21 protein-coding genes, 1 tRNA gene and 1 pseudogene are annotated in these 22,057 nt (G+C 72.7%); 18 read left to right on the top strand and 5 right to left on the bottom strand.

Going from position 1 to position 22,057, the window contains the following annotated elements; translation table 11 throughout:
- Positions 1-30: 30 nt before the first annotated feature.
- A complete protein-coding gene (tkt, locus tag GXB85_RS02200) occupies positions 31-2,199 on the bottom strand; it encodes a transketolase (protein ID WP_161916008.1) in 2,169 nt (722 codons plus the stop codon).
- A gap of 416 nt (positions 2,200-2,615) precedes the next feature.
- On the opposite strand from tkt, the gene GXB85_RS02195 reads away from it, so the two are divergent.
- From GXB85_RS02195 to GXB85_RS02135, 13 genes are all read left to right on the top strand, one after another.
- Positions 2,616-3,545: a heme o synthase gene (locus tag GXB85_RS02195; protein ID WP_370523948.1), complete on the top strand. Its 930-nt coding sequence runs from the start codon at positions 2,616-2,618 to the stop codon at positions 3,543-3,545.
- Positions 3,542-4,504 carry a site-specific tyrosine recombinase XerD gene (gene xerD, locus GXB85_RS02190; RefSeq protein ID WP_202627486.1) on the top strand — a complete coding sequence of 321 codons (963 nt, stop codon included), beginning with the start codon at positions 3,542-3,544 and terminating at the stop codon, positions 4,502-4,504. The genes GXB85_RS02195 and xerD overlap by 4 nt, the downstream gene beginning before the upstream one ends.
- Before the next feature lie 129 nt (positions 4,505-4,633).
- Complete coding sequence (locus tag GXB85_RS02185) at positions 4,634-5,461, top strand: AAA family ATPase (protein WP_161916189.1); 828 nt, start codon at positions 4,634-4,636, stop codon at positions 5,459-5,461.
- Complete coding sequence (locus tag GXB85_RS02180) at positions 5,451-6,314, top strand: ScpA family protein (protein ID WP_161916190.1); 864 nt, start codon at positions 5,451-5,453, stop codon at positions 6,312-6,314. Before GXB85_RS02185 ends, GXB85_RS02180 begins: the two co-directional genes overlap by 11 nt.
- A 2-nt stretch (positions 6,315-6,316) precedes the next feature.
- On the top strand, positions 6,317-7,000 hold the full coding sequence (gene scpB, locus GXB85_RS02175) for an SMC-Scp complex subunit ScpB (RefSeq protein ID WP_161916007.1): 684 nt from the start codon (positions 6,317-6,319) through the stop codon (positions 6,998-7,000).
- On the top strand, positions 6,997-7,743 hold the full coding sequence (locus tag GXB85_RS02170; RefSeq protein ID WP_161916006.1) for a pseudouridine synthase: 747 nt from the start codon (positions 6,997-6,999) through the stop codon (positions 7,741-7,743). The genes scpB and GXB85_RS02170 overlap by 4 nt, the downstream gene beginning before the upstream one ends.
- 105 nt (positions 7,744-7,848) lie before the next feature.
- Positions 7,849-8,214 carry a chorismate mutase gene (gene aroH, locus GXB85_RS02165; RefSeq protein ID WP_237727919.1) on the top strand — a complete coding sequence of 122 codons (366 nt, stop codon included), beginning with the start codon at positions 7,849-7,851 and terminating at the stop codon, positions 8,212-8,214.
- Complete coding sequence (locus GXB85_RS02160) at positions 8,211-9,383, top strand: prephenate dehydrogenase (RefSeq protein WP_370523947.1); 1,173 nt, start codon at positions 8,211-8,213, stop codon at positions 9,381-9,383. Before aroH ends, GXB85_RS02160 begins: the two co-directional genes overlap by 4 nt.
- A gap of 16 nt (positions 9,384-9,399) precedes the next feature.
- Positions 9,400-10,143, top strand: a complete 744-nt coding sequence (gene cmk / locus GXB85_RS02155; RefSeq protein ID WP_161916005.1) for a (d)CMP kinase — start codon at positions 9,400-9,402, stop codon at positions 10,141-10,143.
- A complete protein-coding gene (locus GXB85_RS02150) occupies positions 10,140-10,853 on the top strand; it encodes a lysophospholipid acyltransferase family protein (RefSeq protein WP_161916004.1) in 714 nt (237 codons plus the stop codon). Before cmk ends, GXB85_RS02150 begins: the two co-directional genes overlap by 4 nt.
- A 46-nt stretch (positions 10,854-10,899) precedes the next feature.
- Positions 10,900-12,420 (top strand): ribosome biogenesis GTPase Der, encoded by a 1,521-nt coding sequence (gene der, locus GXB85_RS02145; RefSeq protein ID WP_161916003.1) that lies wholly within the window; start codon positions 10,900-10,902, stop codon positions 12,418-12,420.
- 6 nt (positions 12,421-12,426) lie between these two features.
- Positions 12,427-13,503, top strand: a complete 1,077-nt coding sequence (locus GXB85_RS02140) for a hypothetical protein (protein ID WP_161916002.1) — start codon at positions 12,427-12,429, stop codon at positions 13,501-13,503.
- Entirely contained in the window at positions 13,496-14,104 is a 609-nt protein-coding gene (locus GXB85_RS02135; protein ID WP_161916001.1) for a histidine phosphatase family protein, read from the top strand. The genes GXB85_RS02140 and GXB85_RS02135 overlap by 8 nt, the downstream gene beginning before the upstream one ends.
- Here the strand turns inward: GXB85_RS02135 and GXB85_RS02130 are convergent.
- Positions 14,084-15,328 (bottom strand): cation:proton antiporter, encoded by a 1,245-nt coding sequence (locus tag GXB85_RS02130; RefSeq protein WP_161916000.1) that lies wholly within the window; start codon positions 15,326-15,328, stop codon positions 14,084-14,086. The genes GXB85_RS02135 and GXB85_RS02130 overlap by 21 nt on opposite strands.
- 181 nt (positions 15,329-15,509) lie before the next feature.
- Here GXB85_RS02130 and GXB85_RS02125 point away from each other — a divergent pair.
- The 4 genes from GXB85_RS02125 to istB all read left to right on the top strand — a co-directional run bounded on the left by GXB85_RS02125 (position 15,510) and on the right by istB (position 18,221).
- Positions 15,510-15,583 (top strand) — tRNA-Pro (locus tag GXB85_RS02125).
- 415 nt (positions 15,584-15,998) lie between these two features.
- The gene (locus tag GXB85_RS02120; RefSeq protein ID WP_161915999.1) at positions 15,999-16,172 is read left to right on the top strand and encodes a hypothetical protein; all 174 of its coding nucleotides are present in this window, start codon (positions 15,999-16,001) and stop codon (positions 16,170-16,172) included.
- 40 nt (positions 16,173-16,212) lie between these two features.
- Positions 16,213-17,436 (top strand): IS21 family transposase, encoded by a 1,224-nt coding sequence (istA, locus tag GXB85_RS02115; RefSeq protein WP_370523946.1) that lies wholly within the window; start codon positions 16,213-16,215, stop codon positions 17,434-17,436.
- A complete protein-coding gene (gene istB, locus GXB85_RS02110) occupies positions 17,436-18,221 on the top strand; it encodes an IS21-like element helper ATPase IstB (RefSeq protein WP_161915998.1) in 786 nt (261 codons plus the stop codon). The genes istA and istB overlap by 1 nt, the downstream gene beginning before the upstream one ends.
- A gap of 495 nt (positions 18,222-18,716) precedes the next feature.
- On the opposite strand, the gene GXB85_RS02105 is transcribed toward istB, so the two are convergent.
- The 3 genes from GXB85_RS02105 to GXB85_RS02095 all read right to left on the bottom strand — a co-directional run bounded on the left by GXB85_RS02105 (position 18,717) and on the right by GXB85_RS02095 (position 21,337).
- The gene (locus GXB85_RS02105) at positions 18,717-19,418 is read right to left on the bottom strand and encodes a TIGR02391 family protein (RefSeq protein ID WP_161915997.1); all 702 of its coding nucleotides are present in this window, start codon (positions 19,416-19,418) and stop codon (positions 18,717-18,719) included.
- A gap of 132 nt (positions 19,419-19,550) precedes the next feature.
- Complete coding sequence (locus GXB85_RS02100) at positions 19,551-20,876, bottom strand: hypothetical protein (protein WP_161915996.1); 1,326 nt, start codon at positions 20,874-20,876, stop codon at positions 19,551-19,553.
- 38 nt (positions 20,877-20,914) lie between these two features.
- Complete coding sequence (locus tag GXB85_RS02095; RefSeq protein ID WP_161915995.1) at positions 20,915-21,337, bottom strand: hypothetical protein; 423 nt, start codon at positions 21,335-21,337, stop codon at positions 20,915-20,917.
- Between the two features lie 317 nt (positions 21,338-21,654).
- Here GXB85_RS02095 and GXB85_RS02090 point away from each other — a divergent pair.
- Positions 21,655-21,954, top strand: a pseudogene (locus GXB85_RS02090) (toll/interleukin-1 receptor domain-containing protein); the annotation flags it as partial.
- Positions 21,955-22,057 lie beyond the last annotated feature (103 nt).

Genomic DNA, 22,057 nt, shown 5'->3' with positions numbered 1-22,057 from the left:
TGAGGGACTCCTCGGCGGGCCGAGCCGCGCTCAGAGGTCCCCGGTCCCGCTCTCGGTCGGCACCGAGTCTGCCCCCGGCCCCTCGTCGCCGCGCGCTGCGGCGATCGAGTCGCGCGCCGCGGCGACGACCGTCTCGGGGGTCAGCCCGAACTCGCGGTACAGGGTCTCGTAGTCGGCCGAGGCGCCGTAGTGCTCGAGCGAGACGGTGCGGCCGGCATCCCCGACGATGCGGTGCCACGGCATCGCGATGCCGGCCTCGACCGAGACGCGTGCGCGGATCGACGAGGGCAGCACCTGCTCGCGGTAGGCATCGTCCTGCTCGGCGAACCACTCGAGGCTCGGGGCCGAGACCACGCGGGTGGCCACGCCGTCGGCCTCGAGGCGCGTGCGCGCCTCCACCGCGAGCTGCACCTCGGAGCCTGTCGCGATGAGGATCACCTCGGGGGTGCCCGCGCTCGCCTCCAGGAGCGTGTACGCGCCGCGCGCGACGCCGTCGGCCGAGGCGAAGCCCTGCTCGCCGCGCGGGAAGGTCGGCACGTTCTGCCGCGTGAGCACGAGGGCGACCGGGTGGTCGGTGCGCTCGAGCGTCGCCTTCCACGCAGCGGCCGTCTCGTTCGCGTCGGCCGGACGCACCACGCTCAGGCCCGGGATCGCGCGGACGGCGGCGAGGTGCTCGACCGGCTGGTGCGTGGGGCCGTCCTCACCCAGGCCGATCGAGTCGTGTGTCCAGACGTAGATCACAGGGACGCCCATGAGGGCCGCGAGGCGGACGGCGCCACGCATGTAGTCGCTGAACGTGAAGAAGGTGCCGCCGTACGGCCGGGTGAGGCCGTGGAGCGCGATGCCCGAGAGGATCGCGCCCATCGCGTGCTCGCGGATGCCGAAGTGCAGCGTGCGGCCGAACTCGTAGCCTGCGAACTCCTCGGTCGATCGGTGGGCCGGGATGAAGGACGGCTCACCCTTCATGGTCGTGTTGTTCGAGCCCGCGAGGTCGGCCGAGCCGCCCCAGAGCTCGGGGAGCACGGGGGCCAGCGCCGAGAGCACCTCGCCCGACGCGGCACGGGTGGCGATCGCCTTCTCCGGGCTGAACGTGGGCAGTGCGTCGGCCCAGCCCGAGGGCAGCTCGCGGGACACCAGGCGGTCGAGCAGCGCGGCACGCTCGGGGGACGAGGCGCGCCACTGGTCGTAGGCGCGCTGCCACTCGGCCTTGGCGCCGGCGTTGCGCTCCCGGACGCCGCGCGTGTGCGCGATGACCTCGGGCTCGACGGCGAACGTCGCGTCCGGGTCGAAGCCCAGCAGCTCCTTGAGCGCGCGCACCTCGTCGCCACCGAGCTTCGAGCCGTGCGAGCCGTGGGTGTTCTGCTTGGTCGGCGCGGGCCACGCGATGATCGTGCGCAGGCGGATGAACGACGGACGGTCCGTGACGGCCCTGGCGGCCTGGATCGCGGCGTGGAGCGCCTCGACGTCCTCGTGGTAGGCGCTGCCGTCGGCGGTCTGGGTCCAGTCCACCGACTGCACGTGCCAGCCGTAGGCCTCGTAGCGCTTGAGCACGTCCTCGGTGAAGGCGATCTCGGTGTCGCCCTCGATCGAGATGCGGTTGTCGTCCCAGAGCACGACGAGGTTGCCGAGCTCCTGCGTGCCCGCGATCGAGGACGCCTCGCTCGTGACGCCCTCCTGGAGGTCGCCGTCCGAGGCCACGACGAACACGTGGTGGTCGAACGGGCTCGTCCCCGGCGCGGCTTCCGGGTCCAGCAGGCCGCGCTCGCGCCGGGCCGCCATCGCCATGCCGACCGCGCTCGCCAGGCCCTGGCCGAGCGGACCGGTGGTGATCTCGACACCCGTCGTGTGGCGGTACTCCGGGTGGCCGGGGGTCTTCGAGCCCCAGGTGCGCAGCGCCGCGATGTCCTCGACCTCGAGGCCGTAGCCCGCGAGGTACAGCTGGATGTACTGGGTGAGGCTCGTGTGGCCCGCGGAGAGCACGAACCGGTCGCGCCCGAGCCAGTGCGGGTCGCTCGGGTCGAGGCGCATCACCTTCTGGAACAGGAGGTAGGCGGCCGGGGCCAGGCTGATCGCCGTGCCGGGGTGGCCGTTGCCCACCTTCTCGACCGCGTCAGCGGCGAGGACGCGCACCGTGTCGACGGCCCTGCTGTCCAGGTCAGACCACTCGAGCGGCGGGGTGCTGGGGGCGGACGCGTTCACGGGACCTCATTCCTGCCCGGGCCGGACCCGGGCCTTCGCCTGGTACGTGCGGTGTCGGGCCGTGGTCGTCCTCCGAGCCACGGGAGCCTGAGCGGATCCGTCAGCGGTCGGGCACCGATCGGCCGCACCAGCGCCGACCCTACCGGCGCGTGGCCCGCGACGAGAGGTGGGCCAGCAGGTGGACGGCCTCGTCGGGGACCGCCGAGGCCGCCCCGCGGCACGGCTACCGCATCCGTCGACGCGCGGACCCGTACGATGGTCCCGGACCACGCCTGCCCCGGGCGTGCCCACGACCACGACCCGCCGCGTGCACCCGGTGCAGCGGCCGGGTCCGGCAGCGAGAACGGAGCCCATCCGACGTGCGGACAGCCAGCCACGCCCCGGCCGAACGACCCGCCGGCGTCGGAGACCTCGGCGTGGCCCGCACGAGCCCCGGCCGGGTCACGACGTCGTGGGCGACCGTGGTCTCGCGCGTCGGCGCCTATGTCGCACTGACCAAGCCGCGGATCATCGAGCTCCTGCTCGTCACGACCGTGCCGACGATGCTGCTCGCCGCAGGAGGCTTCCCGTCGTTCGGGCTCGTGCTCGCGACCCTCGTGGGCGGCACGCTGGCGGCGGGCTCGGCCAACACGCTCAACTGCTACCTCGACCGCGACATCGACGAGGTGATGAGCCGCACCCGGCGTCGCCCGCTCGTCACGGGCGAGGTGAGCCCGCGCGCCGCCGTCGTCTTCGGTCTCGTGCTCGGCGCGGTCTCGGTGCTGTGGTTCGCCGTGCTCGTGAACCTCGTGTCCGCCGCCCTGGCACTGGCGGCGATCCTGCTCTACGTGGTCGGCTACACGATGCTGCTCAAGCGGCGCACCCCGCAGAACATCGTGTGGGGTGGCGTGGCAGGGTGCATGCCCGTCCTCATCGGCTGGTCGGCCGTGACCGGCTCGCTCGGGTGGGCCCCGATCGCGCTCTTCGGCGTGATCTTCTTCTGGACGCCGCCGCACTACTGGCCGTTGTCGATGAAGTTCCGCAAGGACTACGCGGCCGCGGGCGTCCCGATGCTCCCCGTCGTCGCGAGCGACGTCCGGGTCTCGACCGAGATGGTCGGCTACACGGTCGCGATGATCGCGAGCTCCCTGCTGCTCGTCCCCGCCGCCGGCATGTCGTGGGTCTACACCGTCGCGGCCTCGGCCCTGGGCGTCTGGTTCCTGTGGGCGACGGTGATGCTCCTGCGACGTGCGCGGCAGCCCCAGGCGGGTCGCAGGCTCGGCGAGATGAAGCTGTTCCACGCCTCGATCACCTATCTGACGCTGCTGTTCGTCGCGGTCGGCGTGGATCCGTTCTGGCCCCTCTGACGTCCGTGGACGCAGTCGAGGTGCCCGAGGCGCTCGCCACTGCCGTGGCCGGCTACCTGGACCACCTCGCGGTCGAGCGCGGCCTGTCCGGGAACACGCTCGCCGCGTACCGGCGCGACCTCGCGCGCTACACGTCGTTCCTCGTGCTGCGAGGCCGGACCGCGCCCGACGACGTGACGGAGGCGGACGTCCGCGACTTCGTCACCTCGGTACGCACGGGCTCGGACGGCTCGACGCCGCTCGCGCCGTCGTCCACGGCGCGCGTGGTCGCCGCCGTCCACGGCTGGCACCGCTTCTGCGCCCTCGAGGGCATCACGGCGCAGGACCCGGCCCGCGAGGTGCGGCCGCCCGCGCAGCCCCGTCGGCTGCCCAAGGCGATCTCGACCGACGACGTCGCCCGCCTGCTCGACGCAGCCGGGCTCGGTGACGGACCGGTCCCGCTGCGCGACCGCGCGCTGCTCGAGCTCCTGTACTCGACCGGTGCACGCATCAGCGAGGTGGTCGGCCTCGACGTGGACGACGTGGACATGGACCCGGCCACGTCGTCCGTGCGGCTGCTCGGCAAAGGGGGCAAGGAACGGGTCGTCCCCATGGGGTCGTACGCACGCGCGGCGCTCGAGGCGTACCTCGTACGCGCCCGGCCGCAGCTCGCGTCGTCGGGCCGCGGGACACCCGCCGTCCTGCTGAACACGCGCGGTGCGCGGCTCAGCCGGCAGAGCGCGTGGGCCGTGCTGCGGCAGGCGGCCCAGCGCGCCGGGCTGAGCCGGGCCGACGACGTGTCGCCGCACACCCTCCGGCACTCGTTCGCGACGCACCTGCTGGCCGGCGGCGCGGACGTGCGCGTGGTCCAGGAGCTGCTCGGTCATGCCTCGGTGACGACGACGCAGATCTACACCCAGGTGACGGCCGACACGCTGCGCGAGGTGTACGTCGCAGCCCATCCCCGTGCCCTCGGCTGACCCCCTCGTGGCTGCCGGGCGGGACCGGCCCGCTGCGGTAACCTCGCTCGCGTGACCAGCCAGGACCGAGGGACGACGACCCAGGCGAGCCTCCCGCTCGACGCCGGGGCCGACGGCGCCACCGACCCCGTGGGCCGCCCGCTCCCGGAGTTCCCGGAGCCCGCCCCGCTGGCCGGGCACGGTCCGGCGCGCATCATTGCGCTGTGCAACCAGAAGGGTGGCGTCGGCAAGACGACCACCACCATCAACCTCGCCGCCGCTCTCGCGGGCTACGGGCGGCGCGTGCTGATCGTGGACTTCGACCCTCAGGGTGCGGCCTCGGTGGGGCTGGGGGTGAGCCCGCACGAGCTCGACCGCACGGTCTACAACCTGCTCATGGAGCGCGGCGCGCAGCTGGCTGACGTCGTGCGGCCCACAGCGGTCGACCGCCTGGACCTGCTGCCCGCGAACATCGACCTCTCCGCGGCCGAGGTGCAGCTGGTGGGCGAGGTCGCGCGTGAGTCGATCCTCGCGCGCGTGCTGCGCGCGGCAGAGGACGAGTACGACGTGATCCTCGTGGACTGCCAGCCGTCGCTGGGCCTGCTGACCGTCAACGCCCTGACCGCGGCGCACGGCGTGCTGATCCCGCTCGAGTGCGAGTTCTTCGCGCTGCGCGGCGTGGCGCTGCTGATCGAGACCGTCGAGAAGGTGCGGGACAGGCTCAACCCGCGCCTCGAGGTCGACGGGATCCTCGCCACGATGCACGACCCGCGCACCCTGCACTCGCGCGAGGTGCTCCAGCGCGTGCACGAGGCGTTCGGCGACCAGCTGCTGCACACGGTGATCGGGCGCACGGTCAAGTTCCCGGACTCGTCGGTCGCGGCCGAGCCGATCACGTCCTACGCGCCGTCGCACCCGGGTGCGGTGGCCTACCGCCAGCTCGCGCGCGAGCTCGTGGCCCGTGGCGATGCCGCCTGAGGAGCCCGCACCGCGCACGTCCGGGCCGTTCGAGGTCCACCTCGAGAACTTCACCGGCCCGTTCGACCTGCTGCTCGGCCTCATCGCCAAGCACAAGCTCGACATCACGGAGGTCGCGCTCGCGCAGGTGACCGACGAGTTCATCGCTGCCGTGCGCGCCGCCGAGCAGAGCGACACGCCGTGGGAGCTCGGCCAGATCAGCGAGTTCCTGGTGGTGGCGGCGACGCTCCTGGACCTCAAGGCCGCACGCCTGCTCCCGCAGGGTGACGTCGAGGACGCCGAGGACCTCGAGATGCTCGAGGCGCGCGACCTGCTGTTCGCGCGGCTGCTGCAGTACCGCGCCTACAAGCAGGCCGCTGCGGAGATCGGCGAGCGACTCGCCACACAGGGGCGCAGCGTCCCGCGCAGCGTGGGTCTCGAGCCCGAGCACGCGGCGTTGCTGCCCGAGCTCGTGCTCGAGATCGGCCCGGCCGAGCTCGCCGTCCTCGCGGCGCACGCCCTGCGCCCGAGGCCGCTGCCGACGGTGGACCTCGCGCACCTGCACGCCCCGGCCGTGAGCGTGCGTGAGCAGGCCGCCGTGCTCGTCGACCGGTTGCGACGCCACGGCTCTGGCACCTTCCGGACGCTCGTGCAGGACGCGGACAGCACGCTCGTCGTCGTCGTGCGGTTCCTCGCGCTGCTCGAGCTCTTCCGCGAGGGGGCGGTGGCGTTCGAGCAGCTGCAGCCGCTCGGCGACCTGACCGTACGGTGGACGGGCGGCGACGAGACCGAGGTGGACGTGACCGACGACTACGGCGACGTGGGCGGCGAGCCCGCGACCGTGGGGGCGCCCACGGCGCCGGAGGGGACCTGAGGATGAGCACGACCGACGAGCACGTGGACGAGCCGCGCGCCGACGCGCCGGCGGACGGACCGCAGCCGGACGTCTCGACCGACACGCCCAAGGTCGACGAGCTCGCGTTCGACGTGACGACGCTGCCGGGTGGCGCCGCCGCGGCTCTCGAGGCGGTGCTGATGGTCGCGGACGAGCCCGTGCCGGCGGTGCGCCTGGCCGCAGTCCTGGGCCTGCCCACCGACGAGGTCGAGCAGCTGCTCGGTGAGCTCGCGGACGAGTGCACGCGGGGCGAGCGACCGCGCGGGTACGTGCTCCGGCACGTGGCGGACGGCTGGCGGTACTACTCGGCCCCGGCCCATGCTGACGTCGTCGGGCGGTTCGTGCTCGAGGGCCAGACGGCGCGGCTGACCCACGCCGCGCTCGAGACCCTCGCCGTCATCGCGTACCGGCAGCCCGTCACCCGCGGCCAGGTCTCGGCGGTCCGCGGCGTCAACGTCGACTCGGTCGTGCGCACGCTCGCGGCGCGCGGCCTCGTGGCCGAGCTCGGGACCGAGCCGAGCGGCGCGGTGCTCTACGGCACCACGCCCTACTTCCTCGAACGGATGGGCATGACGAGCCTCGACCAGCTTCCGCCGCTCGCCCCGTACCTGCCGGACATCGACGCGCTCGACGAAGGTGTCGACGAGCTGGGAGCGCGCCGGTGAGCCGCGACGTGCACGATCCCGACGGCGTGCGGCTGCAGAAGGTGCTCGCGGGCGCGGGGCTCGGCTCGCGCCGCGCGTGCGAGGAGCTGATCGCGCGCGGGCGCGTGCAGGTGGACGGCGAGGTGGTGCGCGAGCTGGGTGTACGGGTGGACCCGCGGAGCGCGGTGATCCACGTCGACGGCATGCGCGTGCAGCTCGACACGTCCCTGGTCACGATCGCGCTCAACAAGCCCGCGGGCGTCGTGTCGACGATGCACGACCCGCAGGGCCGGCCCTCGCTCGCGCAGTTCGTGGCCGACCGGCCCGAGCGGCTCTTCCACGTGGGGCGGCTCGACGCCGAGACCGAGGGGCTGCTGCTGCTCACCAACGACGGCGAGCTGGCGAACCGCCTCGCGCACCCGTCGCACGGCGTGCGCAAGACCTACCTCGCGACGGTCGAGGGCAGGGTGCGGCCGGCCGTGGGTCAGCGGCTGCGCGAGGGCGTCGAGCTCGAGGACGGCCGGGTGGCCGTCGACGCGTTCCGGATCGTGGACCAGACCCCCGGGTCGACCATGGTCGAGGTGGTGCTGCACGAGGGCCGCAACCGCGTGGTGCGACGCATGCTCGACGCCGTCGGGCACCCGGTGACGCGGCTGCTGCGCACGCAGGTGGGCCCGATCCGCCTCGGCACGCTGCGCCCAGGCAGCACGCGCGTGCTCGGGCGCGAGGAGCTCGGGACGCTGATGGCCGCCGTCGGCATGTGAGCACCGCGCGCTGACGGGGCCACGACGTGGCCGCCGCGTCCGCCCGTCCGCGTCGGCGGGTAGCCTCGACGCCGGTGTCCCGCCGGGGGACGCGGGGGAGGGTGCATGATGACGGTCAGGGCGATCCGCGGGGCGACCCAGCTCGACCGTGACGAGCGTGAGCACCTCTTCGAGCGCACCATCGAGCTGGTCCGTGAGGTGCTGGCCGCGAACGACCTCACCACCGACGACCTGGTCTCGATCATCTTCACCTGCACGCCTGACCTGCGCAGCGACTTCCCTGCGGCCGCGGCACGCGAGATGGGGCTCGGCGACGTGCCGCTCATGTGCGCGGTCGAGATCGACGTCGCGCACGCCCTGCCGCGGGTCGTGCGCCTCATGGCGCACGCCAACCTCGAGCGTCCGCGCGACCAGGTGCGGCACGTCTACCTGCACGGGGCGACGGTGCTGCGCAGGGACCTCGCGCAGTGAGCGCCGGGGCGTCCGCCGTGGGTCCCGCCGCCACGGCCGGCCCCGTCCGCGTGGTGGGCACCGGGCTGCTGGGTGCGAGCGTGGGCCTCGGGCTCCGCGCGCTCGGCGTCGAGGTGCAGCTGAGCGACCCCTCGCGGACCGCGGTGCTGCTCGCGCGCGACGTAGGTGCAGGTGTGCCGGCGGACGACGCCTCGGTCCCACCGCGGCTCGTCGTGGTCGCGGCACCGCCGGACGTCACGGCCGACGTGGTGCGCGCCGAGCTCGAGGCGTGGCCGGGGGCCGTGGTGACCGACGTCGCGAGCGTGAAGTCGGCCGTGCTCGCCGAGCTGCGGGAGTCGGGAGCCGACCTGACGCGTTACGTGGGCTCGCACCCCATGGCGGGGTCGGAGCGCTCGGGCCCGACGGCGGCGCGTCCGGACCTGTTCGCGGGGCGGCCGTGGGTCGTGGTCGGCTCGCCCGCGTCGTCGGGTGAGGCGGTGCTCGCGGTGCGCAACCTCGCCGTCGACCTGGGCGCGAGCCCCGTGATGCTCGACGCGCGCACGCACGACGAGGCCGTCGCGCTCGTCTCGCACGTGCCGCAGGTCGCGGCCTCGCTGGTGGCGGCGCGTCTCACTGCGGCCGACCCTGCAGCCCTCGACCTCTCGGGCCAGGGCCTGCGTGATGTCACGCGGGTCGCGGCGAGCGACCCGGCGCTGTGGACCTCGATCCTCACGGCGAACGCCGACGCCGTGGTACCGGTGCTCGAGGCCCTGCGCACCGACCTCGACGCGCTCGTGGACGCACTCGTCACCGCCCGCGTCGCGACGGCGTCCGCGGACGCGGGCGACGGGGACGACGAGGGCGCGGCAGGCCTGGGGGACGGGCCAGCGCCGCACGCCGTCGTCGCCCGCACCATCGCCGCGGGAAACGCGGGCGTGAGCCGCATCCCGGGCAAGCACGGCGGGGTGCGCCGTGCGTACGACGTCGTGACGGTGCTGGTGCCGGACAGCCCAGGCGAGCTCGCGCGGCTGCTCGCCGACGTGGGCGCCGCGGGGATCAACCTCGAGGAGCTCCAGCTCGACCACGCGCCGCACCAGCCGGTGGGCCTCGCGTCCGTCTCTGTGCTGCCGGGGCTCGGTGGCCGGCTCGAGACCGAGCTCACCGGCCGCGGCTGGCGGCTGGCCGGATGACCGCGCGGCCCCGCGCATGACCACCCCCACCACCCAGGAGAGGACCACAGTGCCGCAAGGACTCGTGATCGCCGTCGACGGGCCGTCCGGCTCGGGCAAGTCGAGCGTGTGCCGGCGCGTCGCCGCCGAGCTGGGGCTCGCGTACCTCGACACGGGCGCCATGTACCGGGCCGCGACGTGGTGGTGCCTCGAGCAGGGGGTCGACCTCACCGCGACCGACGACGTCGCGGCCACCGTGCGGGACATGGTGCTCGAGATGGGCCCGGACCCGCGGTTCCCCACCTTCGCGGTGGCGGGGCACGACGTGGGCACGGCCATCCGGGCCGGTGAGATCTCTGCGGCGGTGAGCGCGGTCGCGACGAACCTCGAGGTCCGTGCCGACCTCGGCGCCCGCCAACGTCGCGTGATCGACGTCGAGACGGGCCCCGAGGGGTTCAGCCGCGGCGCGGGCGTCGTGGTCGAGGGCCGCGACATCACCACCGTCATCGCCCCCGATGCCCCCGTGCGTCTGCTCCTCACCGCGAGCGAGGAGGCGCGGCTCGCCCGGCGCGCGAAGGAGCTGCACGGTGCGGCCGACGCCCGGGCGATCGAGGCCACGCGCGACCAGGTGGTGCGACGCGACCGCGACGACTCGACCGTCGTCGACTTCATGACCGCGGCCGACGGTGTCGTCACGGTCGACTCGTCGGACCTCGACCTCGACCAGACCGTCGCCGCGGTGCTCGAGGTGGTGCGCCGGCTGACCGTCGACGCGACGTGAGCGCGGACACCGGACGGGCGGTACCGAGCGCCCGCGGCCCCCGGTGGTCACGGCGCGTGGGCTGGTTCCTCGCACACGTGGTGTGGCGGACGACGGTCGTCGGCGCCGAGCGGGTGCCGCGCACCGGTCCCGTGCTGCTCGCGGCGAACCACCTGGGAGTCGTCGACGGTCCGCTCGTGCACGGCGTCTCGCCGCGTGGCTCGCACATCCTCGTCAAGCAGGAGATGTTCCGCGGCCCGATCGGCGTCGTGCTGCGGGCGGCCGGGCAGATCCCCGTGGACCGGACCAACGGCAGGCCCGCCCTCGCGACCGCCCTCGCCGTGCTGCGTCGGGGCGACGTCGTCGGGATCTTCCCCGAGGGCAACCGCGGACGCGGGGACGGCTCGGGTGCGCGCGCCGGCGTCGCGTGGCTGGCCGTCGCCTCGGGCGCGCCGGTGGTGCCCGTCGCGGTGCTTGGCACGCGACGTACGGGGGAGTCGGTCCACCGCCTCCCAGGGCTGCGGCGCCGTCTGCTCGTCGAGTTCGGCGAGCCCGTGCACCCGGTACCCGAGGGAGTGACGGGACGTGCAGCGGTCACGCACGTGCACGCCGCGCTGCAGACCGTCCTGGCCGAGCACGTGCACGCCGTGAGCGCGCGCACCGGCGTGCCGCTGCCGCAGGACGACGTGCCCCCGCGTCCGGGCGGTGACGGGGGCCAGGCTCCGCTGTGAGGCCCGGGTTCGTCGGGAGGGCCCGCGGCAGGGGAGGATGGGGCCCATGACCGACGAGACCCCGACCGCCGCCGACGACGCGGCTCCCGAGGCGCCCCAGGAGGCGACCCTCGGCGACGCCACCGTCGACTCCGACGAGGCCCGCGAGCAGGCGCTTCGCGCCGGCCTCGCCGAGTACGAGCTGGACGAGGGCGACCTCGCGCTGCTCGAGGGCGAGGGGCTCGGTGACGGCGAGCCCGAGATCACCGCTCCGCTGCCCGTGCTCGCAGTGGTCGGGCGGCCCAACGTGGGCAAGTCGACGCTCGTCAACCGCATCCTCGGACGGCGTGAGGCCGTGGTCGAGGACAAGCCCGGCGTGACGCGTGACCGCGTGAGCTACACCGCGGAGTGGTCGGGGCGCCGGTTCACGCTGGTCGACACGGGTGGCTGGGAGGTCGACGTCGCCGGGATCCACGCGCGCGTCGCCGAGCAGGCCGAGGTGGCCATCGACCTGGCCGACGTCGTGCTGTTCGTGGTCGACGCCACGGTGGGTCCCACGTCGACCGACGAGCAGGTGGTCCGCCTGCTCCGCAAGGCGGGCAAGCCCGTGGTGCTCGCCGCCAACAAGGTCGACGGCCCGCGAGGCGAGTCCGACGCGGCCGAGCTGTGGAGCCTCGGGCTCGGCGAGCCGCACCCGGTGTCTGCGCTGCACGGACGCGGGACGGGCGACCTCCTGGACGCCGTGCTCGAACGACTGCCCGAGTTCTCGACCCAGGGCGGCCCCGTGCGTGCGGGCGGCCCGCGACGTATCGCGCTCGTCGGCCGCCCCAACGTGGGCAAGTCGAGCCTGCTCAACAAGATCCTGGGCGAGGACCGCGTGGTGGTCGACGCCGAGGCCGGCACCACCCGGGACCCGGTGGACGAGCTGGTCGAGCTCGACGGGCGCTCGTGGTGGTTCGTCGACACCGCGGGCATCCGGCGGCGCGTGCACCAGACCTCGGGGGCCGACTTCTACGCGTCGCTGCGCACCCAGGCCGCGATCGAGAAGGCCGAGGTGGGCGTGGTGCTCGTCGACGCGAGCGTCAAGATGACCGAGCAGGACACACGCGTGATCTCGCAGGTGGTCGACGCGGGCCGGGCCCTGGTCATCGCCTACAACAAGTGGGACCTCATGGACGAGGACCGTCGCCCCTACCTCGAGCGCGAGATCGAGCAGGACCTCGTGCGCGTGCAGTGGGCCCCGCGCGTGAACGTCTCGGCGCGAACCGGCTGGCACACGAACCGCCTCGTCCCCGCGATCGAGACCGCGCTGGCGTCGTGGGACACGCGCATCCCGACGGGTCGGCTCAACGCGTTCCTCGGCGAGCTCGTCGCGGCCCACCCGCACCCGCTGCGCGGGGGCAAGCAGCCGCGCATCCTGTTCGCGACCCAGGCCGACACCCGTCCGCCGCGGTTCGTCGTGTTCGCCACCGGCTTCCTCGAGGCCGGTTATCGCCGGTTCATCGAGCGTCGGCTGCGCGAGACCTTCGGCTTCGAGGGCACGCCGATCGAGATCTCGGTGCGGGTGCGCGAGAAGCGCCGGAGGTGAGCCGCGGTGGTCGCTGAGCGCGGGCTCGTGCTGCGCTGGGGGCTGCCACGGGACCCGGCCGCGACCTCGCACCTGGCGGGCTTCCTCGTCGCGACCGTCGCGACGGTGCTGCTGACGCGAGCGTTCCTGGCGGCGGCCGGCTACCCGCAGATCGGCGGCGACGGGTTGCACATCGCGCACGTGCTGTGGGGCGGCCTGCTGATGGCGATCGCGTTCGTCCTGCTGCTGTCGTTCGCCGGGCCCGTGGTGCGGCCCATGGGCGGGGTGGTCGGCGGTGTGGGCTTCGGCCTGTTCATCGACGAGATCGGCAAGTTCGTCACGTCGGACAACGACTACTTCTACGAGCCGACGGCGGCACTGATCTACGTGGTCGTCGTGGCCCTCGTGCTGCTCGCCGAGGCGCTGCACGGACGCTGGCCGCACTACCCCGCCGAGTACCTCGCCGCGGCGGCCGACCACGCCGTCGCGGGCCTCGCCGGTGGCTTCACCGCCCGCGCACGAGCCCGTGCCCATACCGACGTGGACCGTGCCGAGCGAGAGGGTGCGGTCCGCGGAGTCGGCGAGGTGCGCGCACTGCTCGACGTGGTCGACGCCGACGACACCGAGCTGCCGAACCCGGTCGACGTCGTCGGCCGGGCCGTGGTCCGGAGCACGCGCCGGCTCGTGCGGCCGCGGTGGGTTCCGTGGGCGACCGTCGGCGTGCTGGTGCTCGCTTCGCTGGGTGGCGTGGTGCGTGGTCTCGTCGCGTGGCGCGACGGAGCGGACGTGCCGGGGTGGGTCGTCGTCGGGCTGGTCGTGAGCGCAGCAGGCGCGACGGGGCTCGCCTCGTACGGGCTGTGGCTCGTGTCGCGCGATCGCCCGCGCGCGTACCGGATGTTCCGGCGGGCGGTGCTCGTCAGCCTGCTCGTCACGCAGGTGTTCGTCTTCCGCCTCGAGGAGTGGGCCGCGACCGCGGGGCTGCTGGTGGACCTGCTCGTGCTCGGGCTCGTGACGGCCGAGCTGAGCCAGATGTCGGCGGCCGAGCGCGAACGCAGCGAACGCGCCCGCGAGGAGCGCGTGACGCGAGGGGTGGGACATGGCTGAGCTGGTGCTGGTGCGGCACGGGGAGACCGAATGGAGCCGCACGGGTCGGCACACCGGGGTGACCGACCTGGCACTCACGGCGCACGGGACGGACCAGGCCCGTGCCCTGGGGCGCGTGCTCGCGGGTCGCACGTTCGGGCTCGTGCTCGCGAGCCCGCGGCTGCGCGCCCAGCAGACGGCGGACCTCGCGGGCCTGACCTCGCGCGAGGCGGACGAGGACCTGGTCGAGTGGGACTACGGCGCCTACGAGGGCCGCACCACCGAGGAGATCAGTGCCGAGCTGGGCATCTCGTGGGAGGTGTTCGACGAGGGGACGGTCCCGGGCGAGACGCCGGGGGAGACCGTCGAGCAGGTTGCCGCTCGGGCCCGCGCGGTGCTGGAGCGCGTGACGCCCGTGCTCGCCGCGGGGGGCGACGTGGCGCTCGTCGGCCACGGTCACCAGCTGCGGGTGCTCCTCACGCAGTGGCTCGGCCTCGAGCCGAGATCCGGCGCGATGTTCCGCCTCGACGCGGGAACCCTGAGCACCTTGGGCCTCGAGCACGACATCCCGGCGGTACGTACCTGGAACGTGCCGGTCGGGTCAGCCGTCGCCCGGACCTGAGCGCATCGATGGCGGGAACCCGTCCGCGGTCGGCACGGTCTCGTCCTCCTGGCTCGCACCCGTTCCCGGCTCCTCGGCGAACTGGCGTGCGACGAGCACGTCGGTCGACGAGTGGGCGAGGATCGACAGCACGATGACGAGGGCCGTGAGGTGGAACAGCTGATCGGCGAAGGCGATCCCCGACTCGAGCACGAGGAGCCCGTAGACCACCGACGCGAACCCCTTCGGGCCGAACCACATCGCTGCCACCTGCTCCTTGCGCGACAGACCGGTGCGGACGAACGACACGAGCAGGGCGAGCGGTCGGGCCACGACGAGCGCCATGACGGCCAGGACCCAGCCGGTCCACGGGATCTCCTCGAAGAGGAAGTCGGGGGTGATGAGCGCCCCGAACACGAGGATGGCAGCAAGCTTGAGCAGTTCCGTGACGAGCTCACCGAACTGCTCGAACTCGTGCCGCAGCTCCGGGCCTGCGGAGGCGACGGTGATCCCGGCCGCGAAGGCACCCAGGAAGAGGTTGGCGTGCGTCACCTGGCACACGGCGAGCACGAGCAGCCCGATCGAGACCGCCACGAGCGGCTGCAGGGCCCGGGTGGCCATGAGGAACGGTCGGCGTTCGAGCCACAGGACGACGAGGGGCACGACGACCCCGACGACGACCCCGAGCGCGATCTCCTCGAGCAGCATCCAGCCGTTCGCGTCCTCGCGACCACCGGCGGCCGCGAGCAGCACGAGGACGACGGGCAGGGCGAGGCCGTCGTTGACACCCGACTCGACGTTGAGCAGGTGACGGAGCCTGCGCGGCACCTCCTTGCGGCCGACGATCGCGGCGGCGAACACGGGGTCCGTCGGCGCGAGGACGGCACCGAGCAGGAAGGCCTCGAGCCAGGGGAGCCCCACGAGGTAGTGGGCGAGCACCGCGGTGACGGCGAGGGTGAGCGGAAGGCCGAGCAGGAGCGCCCGACCCGGCAGCCGCCATGCGCGCCGCAGGTCGCGGATGCCGACGCGCATGCCGTCGGTGAAGAGCACGGAGAAGAGCGCGAGCTCGGCCAGGGTCGACACGAGCGGGTCGCCGGCCTCGACGTCGACCACCCCGAGCACGCCGTCACCGAGCAGGAAGCCGCCGACGAGGAAGAGCACGGCCGTCGAGAGCACCGTGCGGTGGGCGCGCTCGGAGACGAGCATCGCGACGAGGAGCAGCACGGCGAACGACAGCAGCAGCATCAGGTGATGGCCTTCCTGCGCCGAGGGGTGGCGCCCGTGGGTGACTGTCCGGCGCCGGCGTCGTCGCCGACCAGCCCTTCGACCCTGGCGTGCTGGGGCCGTTTCGGCGACTCGAGGGTGAGACGACGGGACGTCCCCACCCGGGACGTGCGGTAAGGTAACTGCGGCTCGTGAGGGCCATCGGGATGTGGCGCAGCTTGGTAGCGCACTTGACTGGGGGTCAAGGGGTCGCAGGTTCAAATCCTGTCATCCCGACAGTGAAAGAGCAGGTCAGAGGCCCGCACCGCTTCGGCGGGGCGGGCCTCTCGCCGGCTGGTAGGCCTATCGGTAGGCCTAAGTACGCCGTGGACGAACATGGACGCCTGCAGCACGTCTACGGACAGCCGTCACGGAACTCGTTCGGTGTTGGCCAGGGCGTCGTCACCGGGTAGGTGGCGAGCTCGGCGTTCGGCCGACGAGGTGCCAGCCGGCGGGCGGCACACATATGCGGCTGGCGCACCGTACATCGACAGACGCGCGCGGTCCGCGGCAGCTCCGGGCGAGCGTAGCCGCCCTGGGTGCGGCAGATCCGGGCGAGCGTAGCCGCCCTCAGGGCGGCTGACCGGATGGTCCGCGTGCTCGTGTTAGCCGCCTGGCGGACGCGCTCGGAAGCCCCGGCACAATGGGTGATGTGGACAGCGGATGGGGTAGCGACGATCTCCTGCGAGAGGCTGATCGACTCGGCAATGCCGCGGGCACCAATCCATGGCGCAGCCTCATGCGGGTCCTCGTGTTCCGCCTGGAGCGGCTCACCTTGCCCGACGCCGTCGCGCGTGTCGACGACGCGCGAAAACTGACCCCCTAGCGACGGCCGAAAACGGACCCCCTCGGCGACGCTGAGGAGGGTGATGACCGTGGAGGACTGGGCGGAGATCCGTCGGCTGCACCGGGTTGAGGGGATGGCGATCAAGGCGATCGGCCGTCGGATGGGGGTCTCGAGGAACGCGGTGCGCAGGGCGTTGGCTCGTGATGCCCCGCCGAAGTACGAGCGGGCGTCGAAGGGCTCGATCGTGGACGCGGTCGAGCCGGCGGTCCGGGAGCTGTTGCAGTCGCATCCGCGGATGCCGGCGACGGTGGTCGCCGAGCGGATCGGGTGGGACCGGTCGCTGACGGTGCTCAAGGACCGGGTGCGGGAGCTGCGTCCGTACTACCTGCCGCCGGACCCGGCCACGCGCACCGCCTATGACCCCGGCGCGCGGGTGCAGTGCGACCTGTGGTTTCCACCGGCGCCGGTCCCGATCGGGTTCGGGCAGGTGGGCAGTCCGCCGGTGCTGGTGATGGTCTCGGGCTACTCGCGGATGATCTTCGCTCGGATGCTGCCGACCCGGCAGGGTCGGGACTTGATCGCCGGGCGCTGGGAGCTGTTGCGGGCGATGGGTGGGGTCCCGGCGCAGCTGGTCTGGGACAACGAGGCCGCGGTCGGGTCGTGGCGGGCCGGCCAGCCGCGGCTGACCGAGGAGTTCGAGGCGTTCCGCGGGACGTTGGGGATCTCGGTGCATCAGTGCCGCCCGCGGGACCCGGAGGCCAAGGGCCTGGTCGAGCGCGCCAACGGCTACCTGGAGACCTCGTTCCTGCCCGGGCGCACCTTCACCGGCCCGGGCGACTTCAACACCCAGCTCACCGAGTGGCTGACCAGGGCGAACGCCCGCCACCACCGCGCGCTGGGCGCGCGGCCGGTCGACCGGTGGTCGGCGGACCTCGCGGCGATGCTGCCGCTGCCGCCGGTCGCCCCGCAGCTCGGGTGGTCGGCGACGGTGCGCCTGCCGCGGGACCACTACGTCCGGCTGGACTCCAACGACTACTCCGTGGACCCGGTCGCGGTCGGCCGCAAGGTCATTGTCGCGGCGGACCTGGAGCAGGTCACCGTCCGGCTGGGCAGCAAGGTCGTCGCCGCGCACGAACGCTGCTGGGCCCGGCAGCAGACCATCACTGAACCCGCCCACCGCGCCGCAGCACGGGCCCTGGCCCACGCGGCCGCGCACCAGCCCCCGACCACGCCTGTCGAAGTCGTCGAACAACGCGACCTGAGCACCTATGACGCGGTGTTCGGGCTGACGGAGGTGGCCTGATGCTCGCCGCGACCAAGGCCCGCGACCTCAGCGCCGAGCTCGCGTTCTTGACCCGAGCGCTCAAGGCCCCCACCCTGCGCGAGGCCGTCGACCGGCTCGCCGAACGCGCCCGGGCCGAGTCCTGGACCCACGAGGAGTTCCTAGCCGCCTGCCTGCAGCGCGAGGTCGCCGCCCGCGAGGCCCACGGCGGCGAAGGGCGCATCCGCGCCGCCCGGTTCCCCGCCCGCAAGGCGCTGGAGGACTTCGACTACGACCACGCCCGTGGTCTCAAGCGCGAGCAGATCGCCCACCTGGGCACCCTGGACTTCGTCACCGCCAAGGAGAACGTGGTCTTCCTCGGCCCACCCGGCACCGGCAAGACCCACCTGGCCACCGGCATCGCGATCCGCGCCTGCCAAGCCGGGCACCGGGTCCTGTTCGCCACCGCCGCCGAGTGGGTCGACCGCCTGGCAGGCGCCCACCACGACGGGCGCCTGCAGGACGAACTCCGCCGCCTGGGCCGCTACCCGCTGCTGGTCATCGACGAGGTCGGCTACATCCCCTTCGAACCCGAAGCCGCGAACCTGTTCTTCCAGCTCGTCTCAGCCCGCTACGAACGGGCGTCCCTGATCGTGACCTCCAACAAGCCCTTCGGCCGGTGGGGCGAGGTCTTCGGCGACGACACCGTCGCCGCCGCGATGATCGACCGCCTCGTCCACCACGCCGACGTCATCGCCCTCAAGGGCGACTCCTACCGGCTCAAGAACCGCGACCTTGGCCGCCCACCAGCGGCCACGACCGACTGACCACACCAACGAGAGGGGTCCACTTTCAGCCGTCGCCAGGGGGTTCGTTTTCAGCCGTCGTTGACAACGCGACCGCTTGAGACGGCGAGGCGCTACTGGGACGGCGCCGGCACGCCAGAAGATCTGTTGGGCGCGAAGGAAACGTGCTGGGAGTTCATCGAGGCTACGTTCCCGTCTGGAACCGACCTCGCTCACAGCGAGGGTCGCCTCGCGCGAGCCGTCCTGTGCGTGCTGGAACCTGATGGTGACGACGAGGCGCGTCACGATCGCGCCGAGTGGTTCGCGGCGATGGTTGCTCCCACCGACTGAGTGAGCAACGCGATCGCACACCGCCGGGGTGCACTCGCGTACGGCGGCATCACCGGACGTTCGGCCGAGCGTTGCGGCGCGCGGGCGCGACTGTTCCGGTGGGCGGCTGGGCGGTGCGGTGCGTCACCGGCGACCTTCCGCATGAGCCTGCGCCGACGGTTTGCCGACCGAGCTGGAGCGCGACTTCTACGACACCGTGGCGCTGTCAAGCTGGCGGTGCAGCAAGCTGGCGAACCCTAGGTACTCCAGTGCCTGCTGAGGGTCCTGCGGCCGGAAGAGGTCATGCGCCCGTGGATTCCGGACTCCCAGCATCGAGCCACGGAAGAGGGCTGCGAAGCCTTCTTGTTCGTCCTTGCCGCTTTGGCCCGTCGCTTTCGCCACGGAGACCCGAGGCTCCGAGCCGCCGAATGCTTCGCCCATGAGCTTGACGCCTGACTGAGCGGAACCCGTCATCGTCCGCACTCGAACCTCGATTGCTTTAAATGCCTCGCTGACAGCAGCCTCGTAGTGCCCGTCAGCGAATAGGTCGCTCGACGAGCGAATGACCTCCGCGTGGAGGTTCTCGACAGAGAGCCGCCGCACGGGCGCTACGCGTGCCGGCGGCGCTGCTCCCCAAGTCACGTGGATGTGCTCCATGCCGCGGAACGATGATCCGGTGGGGTTGTTCACGTCGACGCTCGCCGCAACCTTCCGCGCCAGACCCCCGCGCGGATCCGGGAACTCCACGACATCGCCCTCGTAGATGGGCGTGTCCACGGCGAAGAACGCGGTCTTGGCTTGGATGTGCGCTTCAGTCTCGAAGCGCTCCTCATCCTCACTGCCGGGGTTGTGAATGACGGTGACTTGCGTAACGCCGAAGGTGCGGAAGTGGGACGGAAGCGGTGTCATGCCTCGATCGTGCCAGTCGAGGCGAGGTGCCGTCAGCAGCCCGCGTCTGCAAGTACTGGCCGCCGGGCCGATCTCGCAGCGGGAGAGCGTCAGCCGTCGGTCATCGGCATGTCCGAGCGTCTCGACGCGACGCTACTTCGCCACGAAGATCGCGGGTGTATCCATCGAAGCGGCCGGAAGACGGCCGACCGGTGCTGCCGTCGAGACTCCTATGGGGTGAGAGGCGACTTCGGTGTACAGCCTGGCAGTCGCTCCGGTGGTGACGTCGGGTGCGTGGACGAGGCGCTGCTCCAGGCGAGCGGTGGCGAGGTCAGGCCGGTCACTCACCAGCTCGCGCGGCAACGTCCGAGCCGGCATGTATAGGAGGCCGGCTCGAGCAAGCCGGTCGAAGGTCGTTCCCTCGTGAACGGCGATGTCGGCCATGACCTGTACGGCGCCGTTGAGGACTGCGGCGACGTGCCGCTCAGCCGGGGCGAAGGGCGCGTGAGTCTGAGGGTGCTCGATCGGGGCGAGTTCGCGAAGGAGACGAACGGCGGCTGCGGCGTCGTCGCGGATGCTTGTCGTGGGCGGCGCGAGGATCGAGAACTCCGACAGGGCTTGGTGAAGGCGCTGCCAGGCGCGTGCATGCCCGACCAGAGCGCCGGTGCCTCGGTCCGCGCCGGCGGTGTCGGGCGCCGTGAGGTCTGCCCCGTGGAAGGCAGCCGCGTGGGCGTGGACTGCGACGCCGAGGGCGGCCATCGTCCGCAGTGACGCGAGCGCGTCGGAGCGGTCGCCGGCGAGCTCCCACGTGGCCTGCCGGAGTCGGATCATGCGGTCCGCGAGCTCGGTCGCGGGCTCGTCCTTGCGTGGCCGCAACGGGACCTGACCGAGGGCGTCGAGTTGAGCCGTGAGGCGTTGCGGCGCGTCGGTGGCCAGGTTGCGCGCGACGTCGGCGAGGTTCTGAAGCCCGGGCAGCTGCCGTGTGACGACGCCGCGCGGCACGCCGGCTTGGATGGCGCGGAGCGCCAACGGGTCTTCGTGGGCGAGGACCGCCTGGGCAAGGTGACCGAGGTCGGCGAGACCGGCGTCGAAGCTCGCCGTCGTGGTGCGGGTAGCGTCTGGTGTTCGAGGTCGTCCTTCACCCGTGTAGTGGGTGGCGACGAGGTCGGCGGCCGCGCGCAGCGACAGCGCGGCGCGTGCCCACGGTGTTCCGGCTCCGCTGATCTGGGATGGGTGAGGCCTCGCCTCGCCGGTGAGGGCCTCGATGCCGGCGGCCAGGTCGATGGCGGCTCGCTCGACCGGTGGTAGGCCGTCGCGGTGGCGGGCCAGCCCGATGCGTCCGAGCTGTGCAGGCCACAGCAGGCGCCGGGTGTGGGAGGCGATGGCGTCCAGCAGGCCGTGGTAGTCGCCGATCGCGTCGAGGGCCTCACGTGGGGTCCAGAAGCGGTCCCCTCGCAGGGTCGTGGCGCCGTCGCGCACGTGCGCCGTCGCCTGCGCCAGGAGGTCGGCGTAGTTGGTCATGACCAGCGTCCGGTGACCTTGGCTCGGCCGGTGATCAGCCGAGCCATCACTCGGGAGAGCGCTGCCTGCGCGGCGAGGTTTGTCTCCACTTCGGCCAGGGCGGCCGCGCGGTCCAGGGCTGCGGCGGCGAGCCGGTCGAGGACCGCGCGGGCTTCGCCTGCGTCTTCGGGGCGGACGGCGCCGAGCCGCACGGGGGTGGCGGTGGTCCGGACGTCGGGGTGAGCCCACTCCAGGTCGTCCTGGGCTTCCCGGAAGTCCATGGCGGCGTAGGAGATCGACACGCCGACGCCGAGTGGCACGGTCATGGCGAGGTTCAGTGCACCCATCGCTGCGGTGTGGGTGAGCGTCCAGATGCCCGACCACCCGGTGTCGGCGTCGTTCAGCAGGACCTCGGCGAGGCCGGTCCAGGTGGTCGTCATCGGGCCCTCCTCGTCGCGGGCGACGTCGTCGTGTCGCCTTTGCTCTCAGGTGTGCGCGGCGGAGGCCCTGCCGTGGCGGTCGTTCGTACTACAGGCCGCCGTCCTACTACTCTCCGCCACCTTTCCGAAGCGGTAGCGGCGGCACGTCGTACGGCGGTGGAGGGTCTTCCGGCGGGAGGACGACCACCCGGCGCACCCGCAGCGGTGGCACGGCGACGTACACGCTCACCGAGGAACGTACGTTCGAGCCCCTCGCACGTCAGGCCGAGGCGGTCGCGCGAACCTACCCGGACCGCCGCGACACCTTCCTCTGCCACGCCTGGGACGACCGGCACGGGGCGGCCAGGGAGTTGTACGACCTGCTCAGGTCCTACGGCGCAAAGGTGTGGTTCAGCGAGTACGACGTGGGCCTTGGCAAGTCGCTGCTCACCGAGATCGATAAGGGGCTGCGGAGTTCCCGAGTTGGCATCGTGCTCGTGACCCCGGCGATGCTGACCACCCTGGAGGCGGCCACCGGGATCGCGAGCAAGGAACTGGCCGCGCTCCTAGCCACGGACCGGGTTATCCCGGTCGCTCACGGCACGGACTTCGACGGCTCTTCGCAAACGAGGGTGTAGCAGGGTGCTGTCCGTTGGCGGCGCGTTGGTGACCGGGTAGGGGTCGAGGTCTCCCGAGGATGAAGGTTCCTACGCCGCTCATCTGGAAGACCTCGACGTGCTT

The sequence above is a fragment of the Cellulomonas sp. APG4 genome, assembly GCF_009996735.1.
GTDB lineage: Bacteria > Actinomycetota > Actinomycetes > Actinomycetales > Cellulomonadaceae > Actinotalea.
The sequence above is the reverse complement of the archived record's forward strand: the minus strand, read 5'-3'. Positions and strand labels throughout refer to the sequence as shown.